Source organism: Halomonas sp. 3F2F, assembly GCF_014897805.1.
Lineage (GTDB): Bacteria > Pseudomonadota > Gammaproteobacteria > Pseudomonadales > Halomonadaceae > Vreelandella.
In genome coordinates, this window is record NZ_JABUZE010000061.1 from 13216 (window position 1) to 36185 (window position 22970).

Annotated in this window: 23 protein-coding genes; 12 read left to right on the forward strand and 11 right to left on the reverse strand. The window is 54.0% G+C overall.

Going from position 1 to position 22970, the window contains the following annotated elements:
• Positions 1-38: 38 nt before the first annotated feature.
• From INT21_RS06970 to INT21_RS06985, 4 genes are all read right to left on the reverse strand, one after another.
• Entirely contained in the window at positions 39-2111 is a 2073-nt protein-coding gene (locus INT21_RS06970; RefSeq protein ID WP_193068033.1) for an FUSC family protein, read from the reverse strand.
• Positions 2112-2114: 3 nt separating this feature from the next.
• Positions 2115-2987, reverse strand: coding sequence for an efflux RND transporter periplasmic adaptor subunit (locus tag INT21_RS06975; protein ID WP_089039010.1), 873 nt, complete (start codon positions 2985-2987; stop codon positions 2115-2117).
• Positions 2987-3205 (reverse strand): DUF1656 domain-containing protein, encoded by a 219-nt coding sequence (locus tag INT21_RS06980; protein WP_193068032.1) that lies wholly within the window; start codon positions 3203-3205, stop codon positions 2987-2989. Before INT21_RS06980 ends, INT21_RS06975 begins: the two co-directional genes overlap by 1 nt.
• 245 nt (positions 3206-3450) lie before the next feature.
• Positions 3451-4617 carry an MFS transporter gene (locus INT21_RS06985; protein ID WP_193068031.1) on the reverse strand — a complete coding sequence of 389 codons (1167 nt, stop codon included), beginning with the start codon at positions 4615-4617 and terminating at the stop codon, positions 3451-3453.
• Between the two features lie 191 nt (positions 4618-4808).
• Here INT21_RS06985 and INT21_RS06990 point away from each other — a divergent pair, with 191 nt between their 5' ends.
• The 5 genes from INT21_RS06990 to INT21_RS07010 all read left to right on the forward strand — a co-directional run bounded on the left by INT21_RS06990 (position 4809) and on the right by INT21_RS07010 (position 10643).
• Positions 4809-5693: a helix-turn-helix transcriptional regulator gene (locus INT21_RS06990; protein WP_193068030.1), complete on the forward strand. Its 885-nt coding sequence runs from the start codon at positions 4809-4811 to the stop codon at positions 5691-5693.
• Positions 5694-5748: 55 nt separating this feature from the next.
• Complete coding sequence (locus INT21_RS06995) at positions 5749-6273, forward strand: sigma-70 family RNA polymerase sigma factor (RefSeq protein ID WP_089039006.1); 525 nt, start codon at positions 5749-5751, stop codon at positions 6271-6273.
• Positions 6270-7244 carry a FecR domain-containing protein gene (locus INT21_RS07000; RefSeq protein WP_193068029.1) on the forward strand — a complete coding sequence of 325 codons (975 nt, stop codon included), beginning with the start codon at positions 6270-6272 and terminating at the stop codon, positions 7242-7244. Before INT21_RS06995 ends, INT21_RS07000 begins: the two co-directional genes overlap by 4 nt.
• A gap of 83 nt (positions 7245-7327) precedes the next feature.
• Positions 7328-9739, forward strand: a complete 2412-nt coding sequence (locus tag INT21_RS07005) for a TonB-dependent siderophore receptor (protein WP_226912520.1) — start codon at positions 7328-7330, stop codon at positions 9737-9739.
• A 31-nt stretch (positions 9740-9770) separates the two neighbouring features.
• Positions 9771-10643 carry an alpha/beta hydrolase gene (locus INT21_RS07010; RefSeq protein WP_193060987.1) on the forward strand — a complete coding sequence of 291 codons (873 nt, stop codon included), beginning with the start codon at positions 9771-9773 and terminating at the stop codon, positions 10641-10643.
• 9 nt (positions 10644-10652) lie between these two features.
• Here the strand turns inward: INT21_RS07010 and INT21_RS07015 are convergent, their stop codons facing one another.
• Complete coding sequence (locus tag INT21_RS07015; protein WP_193060986.1) at positions 10653-11555, reverse strand: LysR substrate-binding domain-containing protein; 903 nt, start codon at positions 11553-11555, stop codon at positions 10653-10655.
• A gap of 186 nt (positions 11556-11741) precedes the next feature.
• Between INT21_RS07015 and INT21_RS07020 the strand changes: the two genes are divergently transcribed.
• On the forward strand, positions 11742-12320 hold the full coding sequence (locus tag INT21_RS07020) for an NAD(P)H-dependent oxidoreductase (RefSeq protein WP_193060985.1): 579 nt from the start codon (positions 11742-11744) through the stop codon (positions 12318-12320).
• 29 nt (positions 12321-12349) lie between these two features.
• On the opposite strand, the gene msrQ is transcribed toward INT21_RS07020, so the two are convergent.
• The 5 genes from msrQ to INT21_RS07045 all read right to left on the reverse strand — a co-directional run bounded on the left by msrQ (position 12350) and on the right by INT21_RS07045 (position 16637).
• Positions 12350-12970, reverse strand: coding sequence for a protein-methionine-sulfoxide reductase heme-binding subunit MsrQ (msrQ, locus tag INT21_RS07025; RefSeq protein ID WP_193060984.1), 621 nt, complete (start codon positions 12968-12970; stop codon positions 12350-12352).
• Complete coding sequence (gene msrP / locus INT21_RS07030; RefSeq protein ID WP_193060983.1) at positions 12970-13986, reverse strand: protein-methionine-sulfoxide reductase catalytic subunit MsrP; 1017 nt, start codon at positions 13984-13986, stop codon at positions 12970-12972. Before msrP ends, msrQ begins: the two co-directional genes overlap by 1 nt.
• An 85-nt stretch (positions 13987-14071) precedes the next feature.
• Positions 14072-15571 (reverse strand): sensor histidine kinase, encoded by a 1500-nt coding sequence (locus INT21_RS07035; protein ID WP_193060982.1) that lies wholly within the window; start codon positions 15569-15571, stop codon positions 14072-14074.
• Between the two features lie 3 nt (positions 15572-15574).
• The gene (locus INT21_RS07040) at positions 15575-16276 is read right to left on the reverse strand and encodes a response regulator transcription factor (RefSeq protein WP_193060981.1); all 702 of its coding nucleotides are present in this window, start codon (positions 16274-16276) and stop codon (positions 15575-15577) included.
• A 61-nt stretch (positions 16277-16337) separates the two neighbouring features.
• Entirely contained in the window at positions 16338-16637 is a 300-nt protein-coding gene (locus tag INT21_RS07045) for a hypothetical protein (protein WP_193060980.1), read from the reverse strand.
• Between the two features lie 207 nt (positions 16638-16844).
• Between INT21_RS07045 and INT21_RS07050 the strand changes: the two genes are divergently transcribed.
• The 3 genes from INT21_RS07050 to INT21_RS07060 are packed head-to-tail and all read left to right on the forward strand — an operon-like array spanning position 16845 to position 19445.
• Positions 16845-17819 carry a DUF2157 domain-containing protein gene (locus tag INT21_RS07050; protein ID WP_193060979.1) on the forward strand — a complete coding sequence of 325 codons (975 nt, stop codon included), beginning with the start codon at positions 16845-16847 and terminating at the stop codon, positions 17817-17819.
• Positions 17816-18910 carry a DUF4401 domain-containing protein gene (locus INT21_RS07055; RefSeq protein WP_193060978.1) on the forward strand — a complete coding sequence of 365 codons (1095 nt, stop codon included), beginning with the start codon at positions 17816-17818 and terminating at the stop codon, positions 18908-18910. Before INT21_RS07050 ends, INT21_RS07055 begins: the two co-directional genes overlap by 4 nt.
• Positions 18900-19445 carry a GDYXXLXY domain-containing protein gene (locus INT21_RS07060; RefSeq protein WP_193060977.1) on the forward strand — a complete coding sequence of 182 codons (546 nt, stop codon included), beginning with the start codon at positions 18900-18902 and terminating at the stop codon, positions 19443-19445. Before INT21_RS07055 ends, INT21_RS07060 begins: the two co-directional genes overlap by 11 nt.
• Positions 19446-19453: 8 nt before the next feature.
• On the opposite strand, the gene INT21_RS07065 is transcribed toward INT21_RS07060, so the two are convergent.
• On the reverse strand, positions 19454-20365 hold the full coding sequence (locus INT21_RS07065) for a LysR family transcriptional regulator (protein ID WP_193060976.1): 912 nt from the start codon (positions 20363-20365) through the stop codon (positions 19454-19456).
• A gap of 145 nt (positions 20366-20510) precedes the next feature.
• Between INT21_RS07065 and ycaC the strand changes: the two genes are divergently transcribed.
• From ycaC to INT21_RS07080, 3 genes are all read left to right on the forward strand, one after another.
• Positions 20511-21146, forward strand: a complete 636-nt coding sequence (gene ycaC / locus INT21_RS07070) for an isochorismate family cysteine hydrolase YcaC (protein WP_193060975.1) — start codon at positions 20511-20513, stop codon at positions 21144-21146.
• 90 nt (positions 21147-21236) lie between these two features.
• Positions 21237-21818, forward strand: coding sequence for an antibiotic biosynthesis monooxygenase (locus tag INT21_RS07075; protein WP_193060974.1), 582 nt, complete (start codon positions 21237-21239; stop codon positions 21816-21818).
• 187 nt (positions 21819-22005) lie between these two features.
• Entirely contained in the window at positions 22006-22953 is a 948-nt protein-coding gene (locus INT21_RS07080) for a pirin family protein (protein WP_193060973.1), read from the forward strand.
• Positions 22954-22970: the final 17 nt, after the last annotated feature.

Consider the following 22970-nt stretch of genomic DNA (forward strand, 5'->3'; position numbering starts at 1 on the left):
GGCAAAGGCGAAACGCTCTATCACATTGATTTATTCGCTCACTGTGATGATGTCGACAAGCGCTGCTTAGCTGAAGGCTTACTATGTAGCCGCTCCGCCATAATGCGCGCAAGACGCTCTAAGGCCAGTTCGAGTCGTTCAACCAAGCCTTTCATAAGCACGAGACGGTCGGCGGGGATGTCACCGTAGGTCTCAATCGCCGCTTCCAACTGCTGACCAGCTTCGCGAATGCCTTGGGGCGGCCGCCCGTTGGCACTCTCTGCAAAACCCTTGGCCAGCGTCTGCAGTAGGTCTTGATGCGTTCGGCGGATTAACGGATGCGGCGCATCGTCAAGACGGTCACGTAGGCGCAACATCGCGGTGCCCAAGTCGAGCCCTGTCAGGCCTAAAATAAACAGATGGCGTTGGTCCTCGGGGAGCATATCGTCGTGCTGAGCGAGCTGCAGTAGTCGGTCGGCCATATGGCCGCTGAAGCGGGTTTCCGCATCTCGAATTGAACGTCGGCGTAGCCCATCGATATCCTGGGAAATTGCCTTAATCAGACGCCGCCTCCTAAGTCGTGCACCTGGCCCTGGCAGTAGGCGAAAAGCCATAACGACGCAGGTCAGCCCAATCACCACGGCTACCACCCGGTTGGCGAAGCTATCGAAAGAGAAATCCATGCCGTTGCCAGGCATGGTCAGCAGAATGTTGAAAATAGCAAAGGCTAAGCAGTACCCCATGGTGGCCGGGTTAGTGGCTCCCAGTAAGCCTAAAAATAGTGGCGTGCCAAACAGCATCGCTAGCATCGGGAAACCATTGGCTTGGGAGAGCAGTACATGGCCGAATAGAAAGGCGCTGGGAATCGCCGCCAACATGCCTTTGTAAAACATCATCGTAATGGCTACTGGGTTTTCGCGGCTGGCGAAAAAGGCTGAAAACAGTGTGCCCAGCATCATAGCAATCATGGCGCTATTCCAAGCGGTAACAATCCAGAAAGTTGCCAGTAGCGCAAACAGCAACCCCGAGCGTATGGCGTTAATACTGGCGGCAAGGTGGTCACGGTGCCAAGCTAGCGGCGATGAGCGTAGTTTATGGCGCCCCGGTGAAGCAATTGCCTCGCGGGCGTCGAGCATCACCAGCGCATGGCCAATCGATTCGCGCAGCCCCAAGCGAAGGCGCTGGTCGAGCGGGGCGATGCTGTTCTCCTGGTCACTTTCATGAACCTGATGGCGTAGCACCTGGAGTGCTTTTCTTGCTTTCGCGACCCCCTTGACGTGTTCTGCCTCACGAAAGCCCTGAGCGACCCGACATGCAAGCTTGATACTTTGTGGGTCGAGCCGGTCGGCGTGGTCATACATCAGTTGATGAAGTGCTTGGAGGTTGGCGAAAAAGCGCAGCGTACGCCGCGTTAGTACATGGGTGGCGCGCACTCGGCCAGGGCCGACAGGACCCTCAAAACGGGCCGCTTGGCTATCGGTTTCCAGTAGTGTTAATGGCGCTAGGCTACTCCGCAGAGCTTTCTGCATCGCTGGAATATCGTTGCTGGCTTCCAAACGCAGGGCGGCATGCTCGAAGGCTTCGTTGATGACGCTGTCGGCCTGGGTGGCAAGGTGCGTACCCACATGAGATGGCCAGAGTAGCGAGCTGACCAGCATCGCGCAGACTGCACCCAGCCCCAGTTCGGAAAGCCGGGCCACGGCGATGTCGAAAATACCCGCTGGTGTGCTTCCGCTGGAAATCACCACAATTAGCATTGCGGTGACGGCAGCCATCAGGCAGCCGTAAGTGTAGTTGTTACGCCACAGTGAACCGACATAAGTGCACAGCATAATCCAAGCCGTCAATACGATCAGCGCGGGTATGCGCGCTTGGACGAACAGCGCCATTATCACGATACCTGCAACGGCCCCGATAACAGTGCCGCTAAGCTGGCAGATGCCTTTTTCGATCACCATGCCGCTCATCGGTCGAACCTGGAGAAAAGCAGCCGACATTAGCGCCCAGTAAGGTCTTTCCAGGTCGAACCAGAGAGCCACATAGAGTGCCAGCATCATTGCCAAGGTGGTTTTGATAGCGAACTTAACCGCCGTGGCATTGGGCGTCAGGTAGGTATTAACAAACGGCGACATGGATCACTCAGGCTGCTCGGCAGCGTGGACGCGTACCGTTGCTGTCATGCCGACGCTAAGCAGCGTGTCGTCAGGGACGTTGTCTAACGAAATGCGCACTGGGATACGCTGTGCCAAGCGCACCCAGTTAAACGTTGGCGCCACCTGTGGTAGTAGTTGCTGGTTAAGGGTGGTGTTGCTATCGGCAATGCCTCGGCCAATACCCGCCACTCGGCCATCCAGATGGGGGGCGCCGTTCATTAGAATGATCTCGACCGGGTCGCCTACGTTGATCGACGCCATTTTGGTCTCTTCGAAATAGCCCACCACGTAATAAGAGTTGGCGGCGATCAGTGCCATTACCGAGGTGCCGCGATTTACGTAGTTACCCGCGACAAATTGCACGTTAAGCACATGGCCGCTGACCGGCGCGGTTACTTGTGTTCGTTCTAGATCAAGCTGGGCACTGATGAGGTCGGCCTGGGACTGATTTAGATCGGCGGCAGCAATACGTGAGTTGATTTGGGCAACCTGCTGATCTTCTGCACTAATCGCACGACTGCTACGCAGTTGATTCCGCCGGCTCTCTTCCGCGCGGCTGAGTTCGAGCGTTGCTTGACGGTGTTCAACCGTGGCCTGGGCTCTGTCGACTGCCGTTTGATAACGGGTGTCATCAATCTCAAACAGTACGTCGCCCTGGGTAACGTAATCGGTATCGGTGACATTGAGCGTATGCACCCAACCCGATACATCAGGCGCAATCGTAACGACCTCTGCATGAATACGAGCGTCGCGGGTCCAGGGAGTATAAAGATAGTAACGCCATAGCCAGGTACCGGCGGCAATAGCAAGTGCGACAATAACCAGAGTAAGTAGCAGTCGGAGCGAATGGCGCATCAAGAACCCCCGAGCAGAATAGTAAATACACAGGTAATGCCAGCCGTAAGGATGACGAAGAGCGACAGATCGAACCACGCTGCGTACCACAATGTATGCTGCCCCAGCACCCAGTGAAGCAGCGTGCGGGTCACCAGAGTGACGATGAAGCCCAAGAGGGCATAGATCAGCAGTGGGCTAAGAAGGATGCCACCGACAGCGATTTCCTGAAGACCCATAATATCCTTGAATAGCTGGAGAACAATAATAGAAACAATATGAGTACGTTAACTCTCGGAGGGTCAGTTGTTTTGCGACCGCTTCTGACACTGCCAATAATCAGCAGTATAGAAAGCGTAAGCTAATCTTGCTTTATCGAAATACGCTCTGTTCAGGTGTTAAGCATGAGGCCGATCTATGCACAACCGCCAAGCGGCACTCTTCATGCCACTCTCTTCATGCCACTTGGCGTGCACGAACTGAGCTAGCGTTTCGTGCGCATGACGATGATTAGCTGTGTTGCCGCACCTACCGCGGCGACAACCCCCGCCCCCATCGCTAGTGTCGAAACGGGAAGCTGGAGGGCCAATATAATGCCTCCGCTGGCAGCGCCTATCGCACTGCCTAAATAGAGCGCTGATTCATTGAGGGCAACCGCCAGGTTACCGTCGCCGTGGGGTTGGCGCGTACGAATCAGCTCGTTGTTTTGTGGCACTTGCAGCGCCCAGCCCACAGCACCCCAAAGCGCAATAGGCAGTAACGTCAGCAGTGGGTGAACCGACGCCGTGACAGGCAGAGCAATGAGCGCTAGAGAGAGCAGCAACATAATTGCCAGGGTAATCACAGGGCCGATAAACCGGTCCACCAGAGGCCCAATCAGAAAACTGCCCACGACGCCGCCAATCCCCCATACCCATAAATAGCCGGTAATCGACTGAACAGCGCCTGACTCGGTAGCCGCCATAAAAGGGGCGATAAAGGTATACATACCCAAACTAGCAACGGCGCCCAATAAGGAAACCGCCAGAATGGCCATGGCATGCGGGGCTTTCAAAATAGCCAGTTTGCGGGCAAGCGGCAGTGACGGTAGGGAGGGTAGTGCAGGCAGTTTGGAGTGAAGCCCAGCATAGGCGATGATGCCGAGTACTGAAATAAGCCACATCGCTGACGCCCAGCCAAAACGTTCCGCCAGCAATAGACTGACCGGTACACCCAATACAGTGCCACTCGCCATGCCGCCCATAATAATCGCAATGGCTTTACCTCGATTTACTTCGGGTGTGATGGCAGCAGAGGCGGCAATGCCCATCGCAAGATAAACCCCTGCACCAACGCCAGCGACCGCCCGCCATATGGCGAGGGATATAAAACTGGTGGCCAGGGCGCTGGCGATATTGGCCACAATAAACACGGCTAGCGCCAGTAGTAAGCCCACGCGTTGATGATGACCGGGCAGAAGGGCAACAACGACAGGCGAGCCTAAGCCATAGGCTAAGGTAAATGCCGTGACTAACTGAGCAGCCGTGGCAGCAGAGACACTAAAGGCATCTTCGATGAGTGGAATTAGCCCTGCAGTCACATAAGAGGCCATCCCAAGCGCAAACGCACCTAGTGCCACTAGATATACCGATAGACGAGATTGGTCAGCCATCACGCTCTCCATGTTAATTAAGGATCGAAAAATCACCGGGCGTTCTGCCAGCGAAGGGCTATTCTGGAGAGGCTTTAAGAGGGGTACAATTTAACTGTTTATGCTATTACTAAAAGTACTAAGCTATTAAAAGTGCAAAGTTATTAAAAATGAAAAGTTCTTAAAAATGATAAGTTATTAAAGGTAACAAAATGACAGCTCCCCGGACGCTGACTCGAGCGCGGCAAGACTTGGCTGAGTTTCTACGTAAACATCGAGAGAAAATCGCCCCGGAAGAGGTGGGCCTGCCTCGTGGCCGCCGAAGGCGTACGCCGGGGTTAAGACGCGAAGAAGTCGCCGCCTTAGCGGGCGTGGGACTGACTTGGTATACCTGGTTAGAGCAGGGGCGCGATATTAGCGTATCGGCGACTTTTCTGGACAATCTAGCCAAAGCGCTTAAGTTGGATGCGGCTGAGCGCCGCCATCTGTTCTTACTGACTCATCAGCGGCTACCCTCTGAGCTAGGCAAAACCTGGTGCAGCGTGCCACCGCTGATCCAAACGTTGATGGACGATTTGCCGACACGGCCTGCGTATATTCTTAACTTACGCTGGGATGTGCTGGCGTGGAACGGTGCCGCCGATAGGCTGTTCAACTTCTCATCCCATGTGCCTGAGCGCCGCAATCTGCTGTGGCTGCTATTTACCGACCCTGGTATGCGTCAGCGCTTATCACCTTGGGAAGCGCAGGTCAGCCAAATGCTCTCCAGCTTTCGGCGCGACTTTGCCCGTGCGGCGCAAGACCCCTCTATTGATGAGCTTGTCGAAGAGTTAACCAAGGTTTCGCCTGAGTTTAAGCTGGTGTGGAAAACCCAGGAGGTCAACGCCCCTTGCCAGGGAGTGCGTCATCTTTACCTTGAGGAGCTGGGCGAGGTGGCGTTCGAGCACACGACGTTAACCGTTGATGAAGAGCGCCACTTACGGCTGGTTTATTATGCCCTCAAGGGGAGCGACGCCGAGGAGAGGTCCTTTCATGAGTGGGTCGCTGCTTGTGAGGACAATAGTATTCTTAAAGAAAATAATAATGATTTGTATTAACTAATGGCTGTTATTAGAATGTCTCTCCGTTTGCTGATCGTTTATCGGAGGGGGAATGCCTGTTTCAGCTGAGAATACGCCATTGGCCGAGATGTATAATGCACATCATGGCTGGTTGCAGCGTTGGCTGCAGCGCAAAACGGGCTGTAGCTGGCAGGCGGCTGATCTGGCTCAGGATACCTTCCTGCGCATTCTCTCCTCCCCAAGTAATTCCTCCCAAATTAGCAAACTGCATGAGCCACGTAACTTTCTGACCACCATCGCCCGCCGGGTATGGGTGGACTTTGTGCGTCGGGATGCATTGGAAAAAGCCTGGTTAGAAGCCTTGAAGCAGCAACCTGAGCCGGTGGTTGTCTCGCCAGAAGAGCAGGCCTTGATTCTGGAAACCCTGTTGCAGATTGATGAAATGTTGGAAGGGTTAGGCAACAAGGTAAGCCAGGCATTTTTGCTCTGCCATTTGGAGGGGCTGCGTTATGCCGAGATCGCCGAACGCTTGGGGGTATCCGTCAGCTCGGTGAAAAAGTACATGGCTAAGGCGACTGAACATTGTCTGCTGTTGATGTGCGAAGAATCGCTATGAGCGATACCCAGTCAGCCCGCAAAGATACTCTCAGAGCGGCTGCCCGCTGGTACGCACTGCTGTGCGCGGAGGATGTTACTGAGCAGCAAAAACAGGCACATAATGCTTGGTTGGAAGCGGATCCGGATCATCTTCAGGCTTGGCAGCAGGTAGAAAAACTGCGTCAGCAATTGCAGGTGATGCCTGGCACTCTTTCGCTCAATGCGTTGCAGATCAAACAACGCCAGAGTCATAGCCGACGAGCCGTGCTGCGCGGCTTTGCCTTGTTGGCAGTGGGAGGCGCCCTGGGCTCGTTGGCTTGGCAGCAGGCACCTGTGGAAAGCTGGATGGCCAGCCACCGTACCGCACGGGGCGAGCGGCGCCAATATACGCTGGCGGACGGTACGCAACTGGTGCTCAATACCGCCACCGCACTGGATATAGTGGAAACCTCGACTGCCCGGTTGATTCGCCTTTATGCAGGCGAAATCTTTATTCGCACGCGGGATGGAACTGGAAACGTGACTGCTGCCAAAACGCTTCAAGTGCATACCGAGCAGGGCGCTGTGGTGCCGTTGGGCACCGTGTTTACCGTGCGTAAGCTGGATACGTCGACCCAGGTTACCGTGATGGAAGATCAGGTCGAGTTGATCCCGCAGTCGGCGGGTGGTGAGACGCAACGTCTTGTTGCCGGACAGCAGGCGCAGATGAGCTCGGTTAATGTGGAAGTGGCCACCGCCAACGCTCAGGCGGATAGCTGGACGCGCGGTCTACTGGTGGCGGTGGACTGGCCACTGAGCCGTTTGGTAGCAGAGCTGAGCCGGTATCGCACAGGTGTACTGCGCTGTGCCCCCTCTATTGCTGGGTTGAGAGTGTCAGGCGCTTTCCCTATTGATGATATCGACCGGGCGCTCCAAGCCATTGCCAATGCGTTGCCGGTTAGCGTCGACCGCTTGACCCAATATTGGGTAACCCTAAAACCTAGCGAATAAAAACTTGGATTATTTATTGTCCCTTTTTCGATCTCGTTCGACCCAGAGATAAAGCAACCGATTCTGGAATTGACGAGATAACGATGACCACATCCTTTGAACCCAAGCAGACACTCATATCACTTCGATACCACCATGGTGGCAAATCCACGCGTGCGCTTGGCGGTATTGCCCTGGGCTGTGCCCTGATGAGTTCGATGGTGCTGTTGCCTGCTCAGGCGGCACAGGCGCAAACAGTGGATGGACAGTCGCAACAGGCTGCTAGCCAACAGGCATACAACATCGAACCGGGGGCACTGGGCAGTGTATTGAGTCAGTTCGCTAGTCATGCGGGCGTTGTGTTGTCTTTTTCTGCTTATCTCACTGAAGACCTGCAAAGCGTTGGATTGCATGGACGTTATAGCGTGGAAGAGGGGTTTGCCCAGCTGCTTCAGGGCAGTGGTTTGAAAGTGGTCAAGCGGGGGCCTGCGGACTATGTCATGGAGAAAACGGGTAGCTCAGAAAACATGGTGTTAGATACCGTGGAAGTGGTGGGCAGCCGAATCGCTAGTGATGGTTATTTGGCCTTTAGCACCTCGGCAGGTAGCAAAACCGATACACCGCTGATAGAGCTTGCGCAAAGCATCAGTGTGGTCACCGCAGAGCAGCTTCGTGACCGCCAGCCGTCGTCCGTAGAGCAGGCGGTGGCCTACACGGCAGGGGTTCGAGTGGAAGCGTCGGGGATGGACCCGCGCTTTGACTTGATCTCGGTGAGGGGGTTTCCGACGGTATATCATGGCGATTTTCTTGATGGCTTGCGCCAACCCAATAGTGGCTGGCTCTCTTACTATTCCACCGTGCCCTATAACCTGGAACGCATTGAGGTGGTTAAAGGCCCCGATTCGATGCGCTATGGTCAGCTTTCACCCGGTGGGCTGGTGAACCGGGTCAGCAAGCGTCCGCAGGTGGATGCGACGAAGGAAGTGCAGCTGCAGGTCGGCAGTCATGACCACCTGCAAGGCCAGTTCGATGTGGGGGGAGATATAGGCAGCGATGTGCAGTACCGCATAGTGGGTGTTATGCGCGATGCACAAACAGATATCGAACAGGTGGATAATGACGTCACCTTGCTGGCGCCTACTCTCCATTGGCAGATGAGCGAACGTACCGACATTACCTTTATTACGCAGTATCAGGAGCGCCAGACCTCCGCCTCACCGCGCCCTTATCAGGATGGTGATAACTTGACCCATTTTTGGGCTGGCGATGAAGATTACGACAAGCTGGATCAACAGCAGTGGGCACTGGGCTATGAATTTAACCACCGTTGGAGTGACCAGCTGCAACTGCAGCAAAATGTACGCTACGGTCAGGTGGATGCCACCAATCAGTACCTTTCAGCAGGTACCTTAGCCGGTACAACGCTAAACCGCAGCAGTGTCGGCCTTTACGAAGAGATGGAGTCGCTTAGCACCGACACCCGGCTGATGGCGACCTTTGATCAGGGCGCGGTGGAGCACCAGGTGATGTTAGGCGTCGATTACGCCTATCTTGAGAACGATGTTATTTATGCGGGTGGCAGCGCGCCGTCGATCGATATCGACAACCCGGATTATAGTCAGCCTGTCGCTCAGCCGAGTAACGTTTGGACCAACGACAGTGGTAAAAACCATCGTAGAGGCCTTTATTTACAGGATCAGATTAAACTCGATAACTGGCGTTTGACCGCCGGTCTGCGTCGCGATTGGGTGCGGGACGAAACTCGCAACAACCTCACTGGTACTACTAGCGAAAGCCAAGATGAACAGAACACGTGGCGCTTTGGCGCACTTTACGCGTTCGATTCAGGGGTATCTCCGTACTTTAGCTATGCGCAGTCGTTCTTGCCTGAGAGCGGCACCGATGCAAGCGGCAATGACTTTGATCCCACCGAAGGTGAGCAGTTTGAGTTGGGGTTGAAATACCAGCCAGTGGGCAGCGAAGCGATGTTGACTGCGGCGATCTACCAGATTGATGAAACCAATCGTAAAACCACCGATCTCGACAATCCGCTGTTTCAAATCCAAACCGGAGAGGTGCGCACCCGTGGGTTGGAGCTTGAGGCTGTTGGGAATGTCACCGATAACCTGCGCATGACGGCAAGTTACAACTATAACCGCAGCGAAATCACCGTAGATAATGATGGCAACGAGGGGAGTGACTTGGCGAATACCCCACGCCATCTGGCGTCCCTTTGGGTGGATTATCGCGTTCCTGCGTTGGAGCGACTGCATCTTTCCGGTGGCGTGCGCTACACCGGAAGTGAGTACATTGATAACGCCAACAGCAATAAAAACGCTGGATACAGCCTGATTGATATGGCGGCTCACTATGATTTCGCGGGCTCTTTACAGGGAGTTCGTGCCAGCCTCAACGCCACTAACGTAACGGACGAAGAGCACATTTCCTGTGAGGGTATCTATTGCTATCGCGGTGCCGGGCGCAGCCTGATTGGCAGCCTCTCATACAAATGGTGATTAAGCCGTAGCATCGCGAGGACAACTAGTCATGCAATTATCCGTCAGAATATTAGTGTTTACCGGGCTGGCTTTAATGGCCGTATTAGGGCAAACAACGCATGCACATGCGTCGCCCGTTACGGCCGAACGTCAGGTGACCCTTGATCAGACGCTGGAATGGGCGATGCAAAACGAGCAAGGTGCCACCTATCGTATCCTGATCAGTAAACCGGAAGGCGAGGTGCCTGATAGCGGCGGTTACCCGGTGATTTATGTGTTGGATGGCAACGCTTATTTCGCTTCCTTGCATGAGGCTAAGCGGGCACAAGAGCAGTTTCGCCAAGCCATCATTGTTGGTATTGGTTATCCAGGAGAAGCGCCGCATAACTTTCTGCGACGCTCCTACGACTTATCTCCTCCGGTGGCAGAGGAACACAACGAACCACCTCAAGGAGGACAGGATGAACTGCTCGATTTTATCGAGCACAGCCTAATGCCAGCGGTTGCCGAGCGTTTCCCTGTGGATGCTAATCACCAGAGCCTTTATGGGCACTCGTTCGGCGGTATGTTTGCGATTTATGCCTTATTTACTCGGCCGGATCTGTTTAACCACATTGTCGCGGCCAGCCCCAGTCTCTGGTGGAACAATAGCTACCTGTTGAAACATGAACGCGACTTCAGGCAGCAGGTAGAAGCCGGAGAGGTAAATGTTATCCATCACAGCCTGTCATTGGCCGTGGCCGATAACGACTCTCTGCAGAACCAGCAGGATGCTAGCCAGCTATACCAGCGGATTGAAGCATTGTCGGCATACGGGTTGCGTAGCAGTTTTCACACCGTGGAGGGCGAAGATCATATGTCCGTTCCCTTTGTGCTGGAATCGCGGGTTCTCAAACAGCTTCTGGGCACTCGGGGCGGCTAATTGAGTGATTTAAGCGATCAAATACTTCCCTGGCAGTTGTTCAGCTAAAAACTCCATAAACAGTCGGGTGCGCTGGGAAAGCGTAGTTTGGCGGTAGTACACGGCATTGACCGCTTGGGTCTGCATTTCTATGCAATCGGGTAATACATCCACCAGTGTGCCGTTGCGACGGGGAGTGATGGTCATAAAGTCGGCGAGGCAGACAATACCTTCTCCTGCCATGGCCAGCTCTATTAGCGTACTTCCGCTGGAGGCCGCCAGCGTTGGAGTGATATGCAAGGGTTGGCCATCGGCGCGGCACAGAGGCCAGCGGTTGAGATGATCGAGCTGGCTGAAGCCTAGCAAACTGTGTTCTTGAAGGTCGTCGATGCTTTGCGGCGCGCCGTTGCGTTCAAAGTAGGCGGGGCTGGCCAGAAGACGCAGCGGGCTGTGGCCAAGGCGGCGGGCGTGTAGCGACGAGTCTTCTAGTTTGCCAATGCGGATGGCCAAATCAACCCGCTGCTCCAGTAGATCGATAAAGCGGTCATGGGTATCGAGTTCCAGCGTAATACCAGGGTAGCGTGCGCGGAACTCGCCAATCACCGGCACAATCACGAACTGCATAAAGCTGGGAGCGGCGTTGATCCGTAACCTGCCTTGCGGCTGATTGTGGCGATCCAGCATCGCTTCTTCGGCTTCTTCCACGGCGGCGAGAATACGGCGGCAATGGTTTAGGAATGTTTCTCCCTCTTCGGTCAGCTCCAGGCGACGCGTGGTTCTACGTAGCAGGGTAGCGCCGAGTTTTTGCTCCAGGCGGTTGAGCGCACGGCTAACCCCAGAAACGGTAATGTCAAGCCGTTCTGCAGCACCGGTGATTGAGCCGCTATCGACGACCGTCACAAAGGCCTGCTGTTCTTCAAGGGTGCTTTTCATTGAGTGCTGTTCATAGCGTTATCGGTTGCCTTAATGGCGAATACCCTGTTTGTTGATTTTAAATCAAAAGTGTCTTGCTGACGTGTCGCTATTTTTTCGCATGTTTTGAACTCACAATACCGTTCATTAAACGCCATGCAAAAGAGTATAAGCATGGATATCAGGCTATCATGAGAGGTTTTATTAATGAAAATTCTGCTGATTAATGGCGGTAAAGCGTTTGCACACTCTGGCGGTGAACTCAATAATACGCTGCACGGCGTGGCGGTAAGCACTCTGCAGGAAATGGGCTATCAGATACGCGAGACGGTGATTGATCAAGGCTATGATCTGAAGGCCGAGGTGCAGAATTACCTGTGGGCGGACACGATTGTGTATCAAATGCCTGGTTGGTGGATGGGCGCGCCCTGGATTGTGAAGCGCTACATTGATGAGGTGTTCACAGAAGGCCACGGCTCGCTTTACGCCAGCGATGGCCGTAGCCGCCAAGACCCGACCAAGCAGTACGGTAGTGGTGGCCTGCTGCAGGGACGTCGCTATATGTTGTCGTTAACCTGGAACGCGCCTTTGGAAGCGTTCGATGAACCGGATAACTTCTTCGAAGGGTGCGGTGTGGATGGTGTTTACTTCCCGTTCCACAAATCTCAGGAATTTATCGGCTTAGAAGCCCTGCCGACCTTTATCGCCAACGACGTAATGAAGGCTCCAGATGTAGCGCGCGACAAATCTGCCTATCGTAAGCACCTGCGCTGCGTACTTGGCTAGGTTTCGTCGGTTGATAGCTCTTACAAGCCCTAAGTACGACTCAATCTATAGCGCAGCTTTGGCAGTGTGCGCGCGACGGGCGGCAGGCGGGTTGCCATGACTAACGTGGCAATGGCGGCATACATGGCCCACTCTTGCATGTCGGCGCGCACCACCCAAAAGAAGTGCAGCAGTACCAGCCCTAAAATGACATAGGAAAATTTGTGTAACGGCTTCCAGCGTTTACCTAAACGGCGCATCGACCATTTGTTAGAGGTCGCCCCCAATACGGCAAGGCCGATCAGTGCGATCATGCCAACAATGATGTAGGGCCGTTTGACCAGCTCGCTACCCAACAGTGTCCAGTTAAGCCCTAGAATAAACAGCGCGTAGCTGAGCATATGCAGGGTGGCGTAGGCGAGTGTCCATAGACCAAGCTGACGGCGGATCAATGCAAAGCCTTTCCAGCGGGTGAGCTTGGCGAGCGGCGTAAGGCTTAGCGTGAGCAGCAGCATCCATAGCCCGCCAATGCCGATGTTTAGCAGCAGATAATTGCCTGGCTCGGGGCCTGCGGCGTTAATCGCTACCTGCCAGCCCCAGAACACCAGCGGCGCGAGCGCCGCCAGGAAAACGCCTACCCGCCACAGTAACCATACCCGTGGTGCAGCCATTAGTAGTGCTTCCTTAAATCCATACCAGCATATAGCTCGGCAACCTCGTCGGCATAGCCGTTGAACATCTGGGTATCAATGGTATTAGCGTTGAACAGGCTGTTGGGAAGCCGCCGCTCGGTGGCTTGGCTCCAGCGTGGGTGGTCAACTTGTGGGTTAACGTTGGCGTAGAAGCCATACTCATCGGCGGCGATTCGTTGCCAGGAATTGACCGGCTGCTCTTCCACCAGTGAGATACGCACAATCGATTTAATGCTTTTGAAGCCATACTTCCAGGGCACCACCAGCCGCAAGGGTGCGCCGTTTTGGTTGGGCAGTTCACGGCCATACATGCCCATGGCGAGCAGTGTTAGCGGGTTCATAGCCTCGTCTAGGCGTAAACCTTCCACATAAGGCCAGTCGATTATCGAGAACGAAGAGCGCTGGCCAGGCATTTGCTCTGGGTCCACCAGGGTTTCAAAGCGCACGTACTTGGCTTTGCTGGTGGGATCGGCACGTCGAATCACCTCCGCAAGGGGGATGCCAAGCCAGGGAATTACCATCGACCACGCCTCTACGCAGCGCAGGCGGTAAATGCGCTCTTCAAACTGCGCAGGCTTAGCGAAGTCTTCTAGGGCAAAGCGCCCGCCGTTATTCACTTCACCATCGACCACCACGCTCCAGGGCTGGGTTTCCAGGCTGCCTGCATGGCGGGCGGGGTCGCGTTTGTCGGTGCCAAACTCAAAAAAGTTGTTGTAGCCGCTGGCATCGTCAAAGGGGGCGATTTTATCTTTATCAGGGTCGCTGGGGGTGATCGCTCGCCATTGGGTGTCGCTGATTTTTTCCTTCAGCCAGGCTGGGGCATCGCCTTCCGGCACATCAGCATAATCTTCGTTGGCGCGGACGTGGCCGGAGAGGGCAAGCCCCGCGCCTAAGCCCGCCATGCCCCCCATAAAGCGCCGTCGGGAGAGGTAAATAGATTCCGGTGTTACATCGGATTCGTGTAAATCACTCGGTTTGGCTATCTTTATAAGCATGTGGTATCTCCACTCGCTATGGGGAAAGGGTGTGACTACTGTGACCAGTTTGCATGAGAGTTATCACAACCAACTCTCTAGGTTATTACGTATTTATAACGTTGGGGGGCGAGGGGGCGGTGGGTAACCGTATGCAGAACGATGCCCCGCCACTGGCTAGGTTTTCGACGCCGATATCACCGCCCTGAAGCGTCATGATTCTGCGCGCAATCGCTAGCCCTAGCCCTGCATGGCCAACGCCACTAGAGGTTTCGCCACGATAAAACGGGTCAAAGATATGCGGTAGATCCTGTTCCGCAATGCCTGGGCCGCTATCTTGTATGCAAACCTGTGGTTCTCCATTCATTTGACTAAGCACAACGTCGATTTGGCCGCCAGCGGGGCTGTAGGCAATGGCGTTGCTGATTAAGTTGTCCAGCACACGTTCGGTCATCGCTAGGTCGGCGTACGCGGTTGGCAGTGCTGGGTTGCCACTTAACGTTAGCGCCAAGTGGTTGTCGCGTGCAGCTTGGTCGTGCTTCTGCACCACGTCATGGACCAGCTCCGCTAGCGGGAAGGGTTCTGGCACCGGCTGTTTCTCTCTTGCCTCAAGGGCGGCAAGCTCGAAGAGCTCATCCACTAAGCGGCTTAACCGACGGCCCTCTTTGAGGGCAATGTCGAGAAAGCGATCTTGTTCTTGGGGGCTGAGACGATCACGTCTTAATTTCAGGCTTTCGATATAGCCTTGCATGGAGGCTAGCGGGGTGCGTAGGTCGTGGGATACCTGGGCGATCAAACGACGGCGCTGGGCATCTTTTTCTGTCAGTTGTTCGATCTGGGTGGCAATCCGGCGAGCCATGTCGTCGAAGGTAACGTCCAGATAGTCGATCTCGTCACGCACCACGGACTGTTTGTCGTGCCATCTGTTATCGAGTTGGGACTGGCTCATGTCGCTGTTCTCGAACGCTTCTACTCGCCGTGTTAATGATCTCAGGCGGCGAGTCAGCAGGCGGAAAATAGTCAGTCCTGCGAGCATCGCCACTGTTAGGCTGACCAGCAGCGCCCAGGCGCTCATTTCCAGTAGTTTGCCACCACGGGCCATGGTTTCCGCCGCGTCGTACTCTTCACCCCGTAACACGACATATAGATATCCTTCGGGGTTGTCTGCTGTTGGCACTGGGGTAACGGAAAAGACTTTCTGCCGGTCATGGCTGCGAGGGTCGTCGCCCAATATTGGATAAAGGCTCATGTCAGCCATCAGCCTGCGTATGGGGGCCATCGAGACTTGCTTGCGTTTAATCTTCGCTGGATCTGCTGAATAAGACAGAATGGTGCCATCCAGCCCTAGCAGGTAGATCTCGATGCTGGGATTAATGGCCATGTAGAGTGCGAACAGTTCTTCCAGGGCGCTACTATCAAGCTGCCCGTTGCTGACTAGGTTTCTGTCTGACACTAGATTTTTGGCCAGATTCTGGTGTAACGCCTGATTGACCGAAGCGTTGTATTCACGCAGCGAATAGAGGCTGATGAAGGTATATAGCAGGCCGACGACGAGCAATAACAGAAACAAGCCTAAGGCTAGCCGAGTATAGAGTGTTTTCAGCATAACTTATTCGCGGAAGCGATAGCCCACCCCCCAAACGGTTTGGATAAACACCGGGTCAGCGGGATCTGCTTCGATCTTGCCCCGTAAGCGGTTGATATGGGTATTGACGGTATGCTCGTAACCTTCGTGGCTGTAGCCCCACACAGTGTCGAGCAGTTGGATACGGCTGAATACCCGACCTGGGTGGCTGGCAAAGTGCCATAACAGGTCAAATTCCCGGGCGGTGAGTTCGACAGGCTGATCTTTTATAAACACCCGCCGACGCAGCGGATCAATGCGCAGCCCGTCGGTGATTAATTCTTGCTGGCTGGGTTGCGTGACGGTGGCAGATGCCATGGCATCTACGCGTCGGAACAAGGCTTTCACCCTTGCCGATAGTTCAGCCACACTGAAAGGCTTGGTGAGGTAATCATCCGCCCCCATTTCCAGACCTAGTACGCGATCAAGCTCCGTACTTTTGGCGGTTAGCATCAGTACCGGAACGTAACCTGGGCCGGAGCGAATTTCGCGGCAAATCGACAGCCCATCCAGGCCGGGCAGCATCAAGTCGAGAATTACTAGATCGATACCCCCTTCACGAAAACGTTCAAGCCCGGTATCACCCCGTTCACAAAGAACGGGGTTCATACCAAGCTCGGCCACATGCATGCGGACGAGCTCACCGATACCCGGGTTGTCCTCAATAATCAGTACGTTTCGTGTCATAGGTATCCCAGCTTTTGAGTGCTCAGATTAATAGTGTGGCAGAAGCTTATATGTCCTCGTCTTACATGTCCTCGTCTTGCATTTCCATGTCTTTCTCCATTTCCATGCCATCGTCAGACATGCTGTCATCATGCATATCCCCGTCCATAGAACCGTCCATGGAGTCGTCCATCGCGTCGGACATATCATCCATCGCCATATCGCTTTTTCCCATTGACTCATGCTCCATTGGCGCACTCTCCATAGACTGAGACATGTCGTCTTCCATCATGCCTTCTTCGGACATCATGTCATCGGCGTGGCTAGCCGTTGCCATTAGGCTAAATAAGCAGATGGCAGTGACTGTAGTAAGCTTATTCATAGAGGTCTCTCCCCAAGATTTAAGCCTGCCTAACTGACAGGTTCAAAATCTAGCCTAGATGCTCACCATCACAGGCGGGTCACGGGGTGATAAAGAGTGTATCGCGCAAAGTTCACAAATGTGTCACGGGGACTCTAACGATAGGGCGATGTTTGTAATAACGCTTCCCCTTATTTCAACAAGTGTGTTTCAGCAAGGAGAGCGCTCATGGCCACTACACGCCGTAAACTCATGTCGTTAATTGAGCAGGGAGTGATACCTCCTGAACAAGTGCCGTTAGCGGTTAAGGTGGCGGGACTACATCCGTCGCCCCACGCCTGGGCACTGTTGATTGACCGGCTGCTGCTGTGGCTGGGTGGCTTGGCACTGGCTTGCGCGGTGCTGTTTTTCGTGGCTTTCAATTGGTCGGACATGGGCCGCCTGCCACGCTTTGCGTTAGTGCAGGCCGCGTTGGTGTTGGCGGCAGGCATAGCGGTGTGGGGTAGCGCGAGCGTGATGCTTTTTCGCGTGGCGTTAGCCGCGGCGTTTCTGTTGATAGGCGTACTACTGGCGCTGGTTGGTCAGGTTTACCAAACGGGTGCTGACCCATGGCAGCTGTTTTTCCTTTGGTGCCTGCTTAGTTTGCCGTTGGTATGGATCGCTCGTTTTGATGCCCTTTGGGTGGCATGGCTAGGACTTTTGAACCTATCAGTGTGGCTGTATAGCAGCACTTGGGGCGGCATTTTAGGCAGTGTGTTCTTGGCTGATAATGCCGGTTTATGGGGGCTGGTGCTGATCAACTTAGCGGCTCAAGTCGTCTGGGAGTGGGGCGTGCAGCGCCGAGGTTGGCCGGGGCGTTGGGCAATTTGTTTGTTGGCGCTGGGTAGCGGCGTGCCGCTGACGCTACTGATGATGGCGTGGGTGAGTGGGGAAACGCATGCGTTGACACCGATTGTGGCGGTTTACCCCGTGTGGTTGGCAGTGCTGTATGGCGTTTATCGTCAGTGGCGGCTTGAGCTATTTATGTTGGCAGGGGGCTGCGTCTCGCTGATAGCGGTGGTCACATTGCTACTCGCACGCTACGTATTATGGGAAGGCCAATGGAATGAAGGCGGCTTGCTGTTGCTGGCAGGTGCGGTCTTTGCCATGGGGGCGGCAGCGGTGATGTGGCTGAAGCGATTAAACGCGGAGGAGGCGTCATGAGTCAGTCTATGAGTACGTTAAAGCAGCGATTAACTCAGGCTGGCATTGCGCTAAATGAGCCTTCATCTACAACGCCGCTGGAATCACCCTGGTTTGTGCGGGTTCTGCAGGCGTTTTCCGGCTGGTTAGCAGCGCTGTTTCTGTTGGGCTTTATTGCCACGGCAGTGGTATTTGTACTGGAAAGCTCAGTGGCTTCTCTTGTCGTAGGCAGCCTGTTGATTGGCGGGGCATTTGCGCTACTACGCGCCGCACGAAGCGATGTGTTGGAGCACATGGCGCTGGCGTTTAGCTTAGCTGGGCAATTATTAGTAGCCTGGCCAGCGGTCGAGATGTGGGGTGTTTCCGCAAGCCTATGGTGGGTACTGCTGGCGCTACAGTGCTCGCTGGCGCTGATCATGCCGAGCCAGGTTCACCGCAGTATGTCGGCGTTTTTAGCAAGTTTAGCGTTAACGATGGCGTTGGCAGCCAATGGACTGGCACCGGTGGCGATTGGCATGGTGGTGCTGGTGCTGACACTGCTCTGGTTGAATGAATGTCGTTGGCCTGGGCGCATAGGGGCGGTTCAGGCATGGGGGGCTGGCCTGTTAATGGGAGTGTTGGTGCTTCAAGGGCAGGCGTACTCTAACCAGCTTGCCTGGCTTTACGATTCAGACGCTCAGTGGTTTGACCCATGGCTTGCCAGTTGGCTGAGCACTGCTTTGGTGGCGTTGGCCTTAGTGTGCGTTATTCATCAGGCATTTCGTCAGCATTCTCAGCCTGCCATTGTGCAACGCTTGGTGATTTATGGCGCAGTCGCGCTAGTGGCGGTGGTATCAGTGTATATGCCGGGGCTTGGCGCTGGGGTTACCGTACTATTGCTCGGATTTACGCTTGGTCACCGGGTGCTGATGGGAAGCGGTATTTTGTTACTACTGATGGCGGCTAGTAATTATTACTACTGGCTGGAGGTGACGCTGTTGATGAAATCACTCATGTTGCTGGCAATGGGGGCGTTGCTGTTATCCATTCGCTGGGGACTGAAGCGTTGGTGGCTAAACCGATGGTTAACAGTGCATAAGCCCATGCCGCTAGGAGATGCTAATGAGCCGTAACGTGAAGCGAAACCGCTGGATAGTCATTGTTGCCACTGCTGTTGTGCTAGCGGTGGTTAACTGGGCCATTTGGCAGAAAGAGCATCACCTGGCCGAAGGTGAGATTGTTTATTTGGAGCTTGCTCCGGTTGATCCGCGCTCGTTAATGCAGGGTGACTACATGGCGCTAAGCTTTGCCTTGGCTAACCGTATTCGTATGCAGCGTGCAATTGATCGCCACGAAGAGGCGGATGGAAATGCCATGCAAACGGCAGCCAATGACAGCGTGGTGGTTCGTTTGGATGAAGCATCAATCGCCCACTTCCAACGCTTGGATGATGGCACGCCGCTAGGCGATGACGAAAGACGCTTACGCTACCGGTTGCGCAATGGGAACGTGCGCTTTGCTACGGATGCATTTTTCTTTCAGGAAGGCCACGCTGAGCGTTTTGAGCTCGCCCGTTATGGTCAGTTTCGAGTCAACGAGCACGGCGAGCTGCTACTAGTCGCGCTATATGACGAAGAACTCAAGGCGCTGGGCGAAATGGAGCGGTGATGCGTGTATTAGCGTTCCATTCCAATGGCTGCGTATCGTTCGGCAAGAAAGTCTAACAGTGCTCTGACAGAGGGCAGCAAGCCTCGACGGGAAGGATAAACCGCATGAATAACTTCCCGTCGAGGCTCCCATTCAGGCACTACTTGCACTAGCTTATTTGAGGCCAACGAATCGCCTAGCATTAAACTTGGAAGTTGCACCACACCAACGCCAGCCAGTGCTGCTCTATAAAGTGCGGTCATATCAGTGGTAATAAACCGTGGCGAATGCTCAATTTGGCACTCTTCACCGTCGCGTTGAAGGTGCCAAGTGTGAGCTTCCTCTGGCCTTGCTCTGCTTAGACTAGGCAGTTTGCTAAGATCGTTGGGCGTTGATGGCATGCCGTGTTGTTCAATCAGTATTGGGCTTGCTACCAAGCATTGCCCGCGATCCGATAGTACCTTCAGAACAAGCTCGCTATCTTCTAAAGGAAAGGGGCGGGCGCGGAGTGAAATGTCAAAACCCTCAACAAACGGGTCAATACGGCGGTTAGTTCCTTCCAGATGTATCAGGACATCTGGGTAGAGCACCATGAAATCAGCCAGTATTGCACTGACGTGAAAGCTCAATAGCCCCGTGGGACAACTGATGCGGATGGTACCGCAGGGCACTTGTTGGGTTTCTTCGATGAACTGCTGGGCCGCTTCAGCTTCCACTAGCATGGCTTTGCAGTGCTGGTAGTAGCGTTGGCCAATATCAGTGAGTGTTAGGTGGCGGGTCGAACGGTGCAACAAGCGCACGTTAAGCTGACTTTCTAACTCTCCCACTCGTCTGCTTAATTTTGATTTGGCAATGCCCAGCGCACGGCCCGCTGGAGAAAACCCTCCATGGTCGACTACCTTCACAAAATAATAAAGATCATTCAGATTAGGGGGCGTCATGTGTTCTCCCTGTGCAACGCTGTGTCTTAATTTTCTATCTAATCATCGAGTCAGCGAACTACTAAACTCTGTATGGCATGCGCAAGAGCTGTTGGATCTGTGTTTTCCAAAAGCCCACTCAGGCTAATAGATAAAGGAGTATGTCATGGCTAACCCCTATGTTCGTCTCGATAAAGATAACGCTGCCGTTCTTTTAGTAGATCACCAAACTGGGCTGTTGTCCTTAGTTCGTGATATTGACCCTGATCGGTTCAAAAATAACGTACTGGCGCTTGCTGACTTGGCGAAATACTTTGGTCTGCCAACGATTCTTACCACAAGCTTCGAAGATGGGCCTAATGGGCCGCTGGTACCTGAATTAAAAGAGATGTTTCCAGAGGCGCCTTACATCGCACGCCCTGGACAAATTAATGCCTGGGATAACGAGGACTTCGTAAAAGCGGTTAAGGCGACGGGTAAGAAACAGCTGATTATTGCGGGCGTGGTGACCGAGGTATGTGTGGCTTTCCCGGCGCTTTCCGCACTTGAAGAAGAGTTTGATGTGTTCGTGATCACCGATGCATCGGGGACCTTTAACGAACTTACCCGTGATGCTGCTTGGGACCGCATGAGTAGCGCCGGTGCCCAGTTAATGACCTGGTTTGGTGCTGCCTGCGAACTTCATCGTGATTGGAGAAATGATATTGAAGGCCTAGGGGCGCTCTTTTCTAATCATATCCCCGACTATCGCAACTTAATGAATAGCTACAGCACTTTGACACAATCCTCTGATAAGAAGTAAACCATGCTCATGACTGGGGGCAGGTAGGCCCCTGGTCATTGCTTGCAAGGATGGCATTAATCCGTTGTCCATCAATTATGGAATACCACCATGCCCCCTGAACATAGTGCAGAGTCACCCGAAGAGTCCGGTGCGCTAACACTGAAGATATGTCATCGCGTGAAACCCGAGGCGCGGGCTGAGTATGAAGCATGGTTAAAAAAAATCATCCATGTGGCGGGTCAGTATCCTGGTCATCTTGGCGTGCATATTCTTCGTCCTGCTGAGGGGCACCATGATTATGAAATAGCGCTTAGGTTTGCCTCCCATGCTGAAGCCGGGAGATGGCTTGAGTCTGCCGAACGAAAGGCGTTGATCAATGATGCGTTACCGGCCTTTCGGGAAGAGGAAGTCATCCAGATTCAAAGCGGTATCGATTACTGGTTCTCGCCACCTAATGCACCTGTTAACAAACAGCCTGTGCGCTGGAAGCAGTGGCTTGTTACAACCTCGGTTATCTGGCCTCTCACCATGTTGGTTCCGTTTCTTTGGGGGCCGCTTTTCGCGTTATTTCCCTGGTTGAATACATGGGGTATTCGCCACGGTGTTGTTGCTGCCAGCGTGGTCGGGCTGGTGGTCTATGTGGTGATGCCCCGTGTGGTGCGTCTAGTCGCGTCATGGATGTTTCGCTGATATCTATTAAGTTATAGCAATAGGCCCTTGGCTGGGTAACGTGCAATATAAGAAGGAGAAGGCGATGTCTGATACACCTGCAAGCCCCTTTACCATTGAACATGAAACCAGCGATACCAAGGGACGCTATGTGCTCGCTTAACGAGTATTCGACACTTTCCTGCCTCTCACTTCTGGAGAAATTCCTATGAGCTGGATGCCCGATATTGAGCCTAAATGTCCTTCCGCAGGCAACCTACACGATATTGAAACACTGATCGTACCTCGTGCACACGACCTAGGTGGCTTTGAGGTACGACGTGCGCTTCCCGCGCCCAAGCGCCAGATGGTTGGCCCGTTTATTTTTTTTGATCAGATGGGGCCCGCTGAATTTCTTAGAGAGGATGGTATCGATGTTCGTCCTCATCCCCATATTGGACTTGCTACGGTCACTTACTTGTACCAGGGAGAGTTCCAGCATCGGGACAGTCTGGGGACTAATCAGATGATTCATCCTGGGGCGGTTAATTGGATGGTTGCTGGTAATGGCGTGACCCATTCCGAGCGTACTAGCCCCGCTACACGTCAGAATAAGCACTCCCTGTTTGGTATTCAGACGTGGGTGGCATTGCCTGAAGCATACGAAGATAAACCCGCCAGCTTTGCGCACCATGGGCAGGAGACATTGCCGCTGCTTAAAGGTGAGGGTAAAGAGGTTCGTTTGATTCTGGGTACGGCATGGGGTGAACAGGCGCCTGTACAGACCTTTTCGGAGATGTTCTATGCGGATGCAGTTCTCCAGCCAGGTGCTAAGCTTCCTTTGCCAGATGGCCACGAAGACCGTGGGCTCTATGTAACGTCGGGTAGCGTTAGTATTGCAGGGGATATCTTTGATGCGGGACAAATGATGGTTTTCCGCCCGGGTGACCCCATTACCGTAACTGCGGGCGAAAGCGGAGCTCGGCTAATGCTGCTCGGCGGCGAAACGCTCAATGGACCACGCTATATCTCCTGGAACTTCGTGGCGTCTTCCCGGGAAAAATTAGCGGCTGCTAAGCAGGCGTGGATGGAAGGTGACTTCGAGCATGGGCGATTTAAATTGCCGCCGGGGGACGATGAAGAATTCATTCCTTTTCCAGACCAGCAGCGTAATTAATTCGTAGCGGAAGGGCT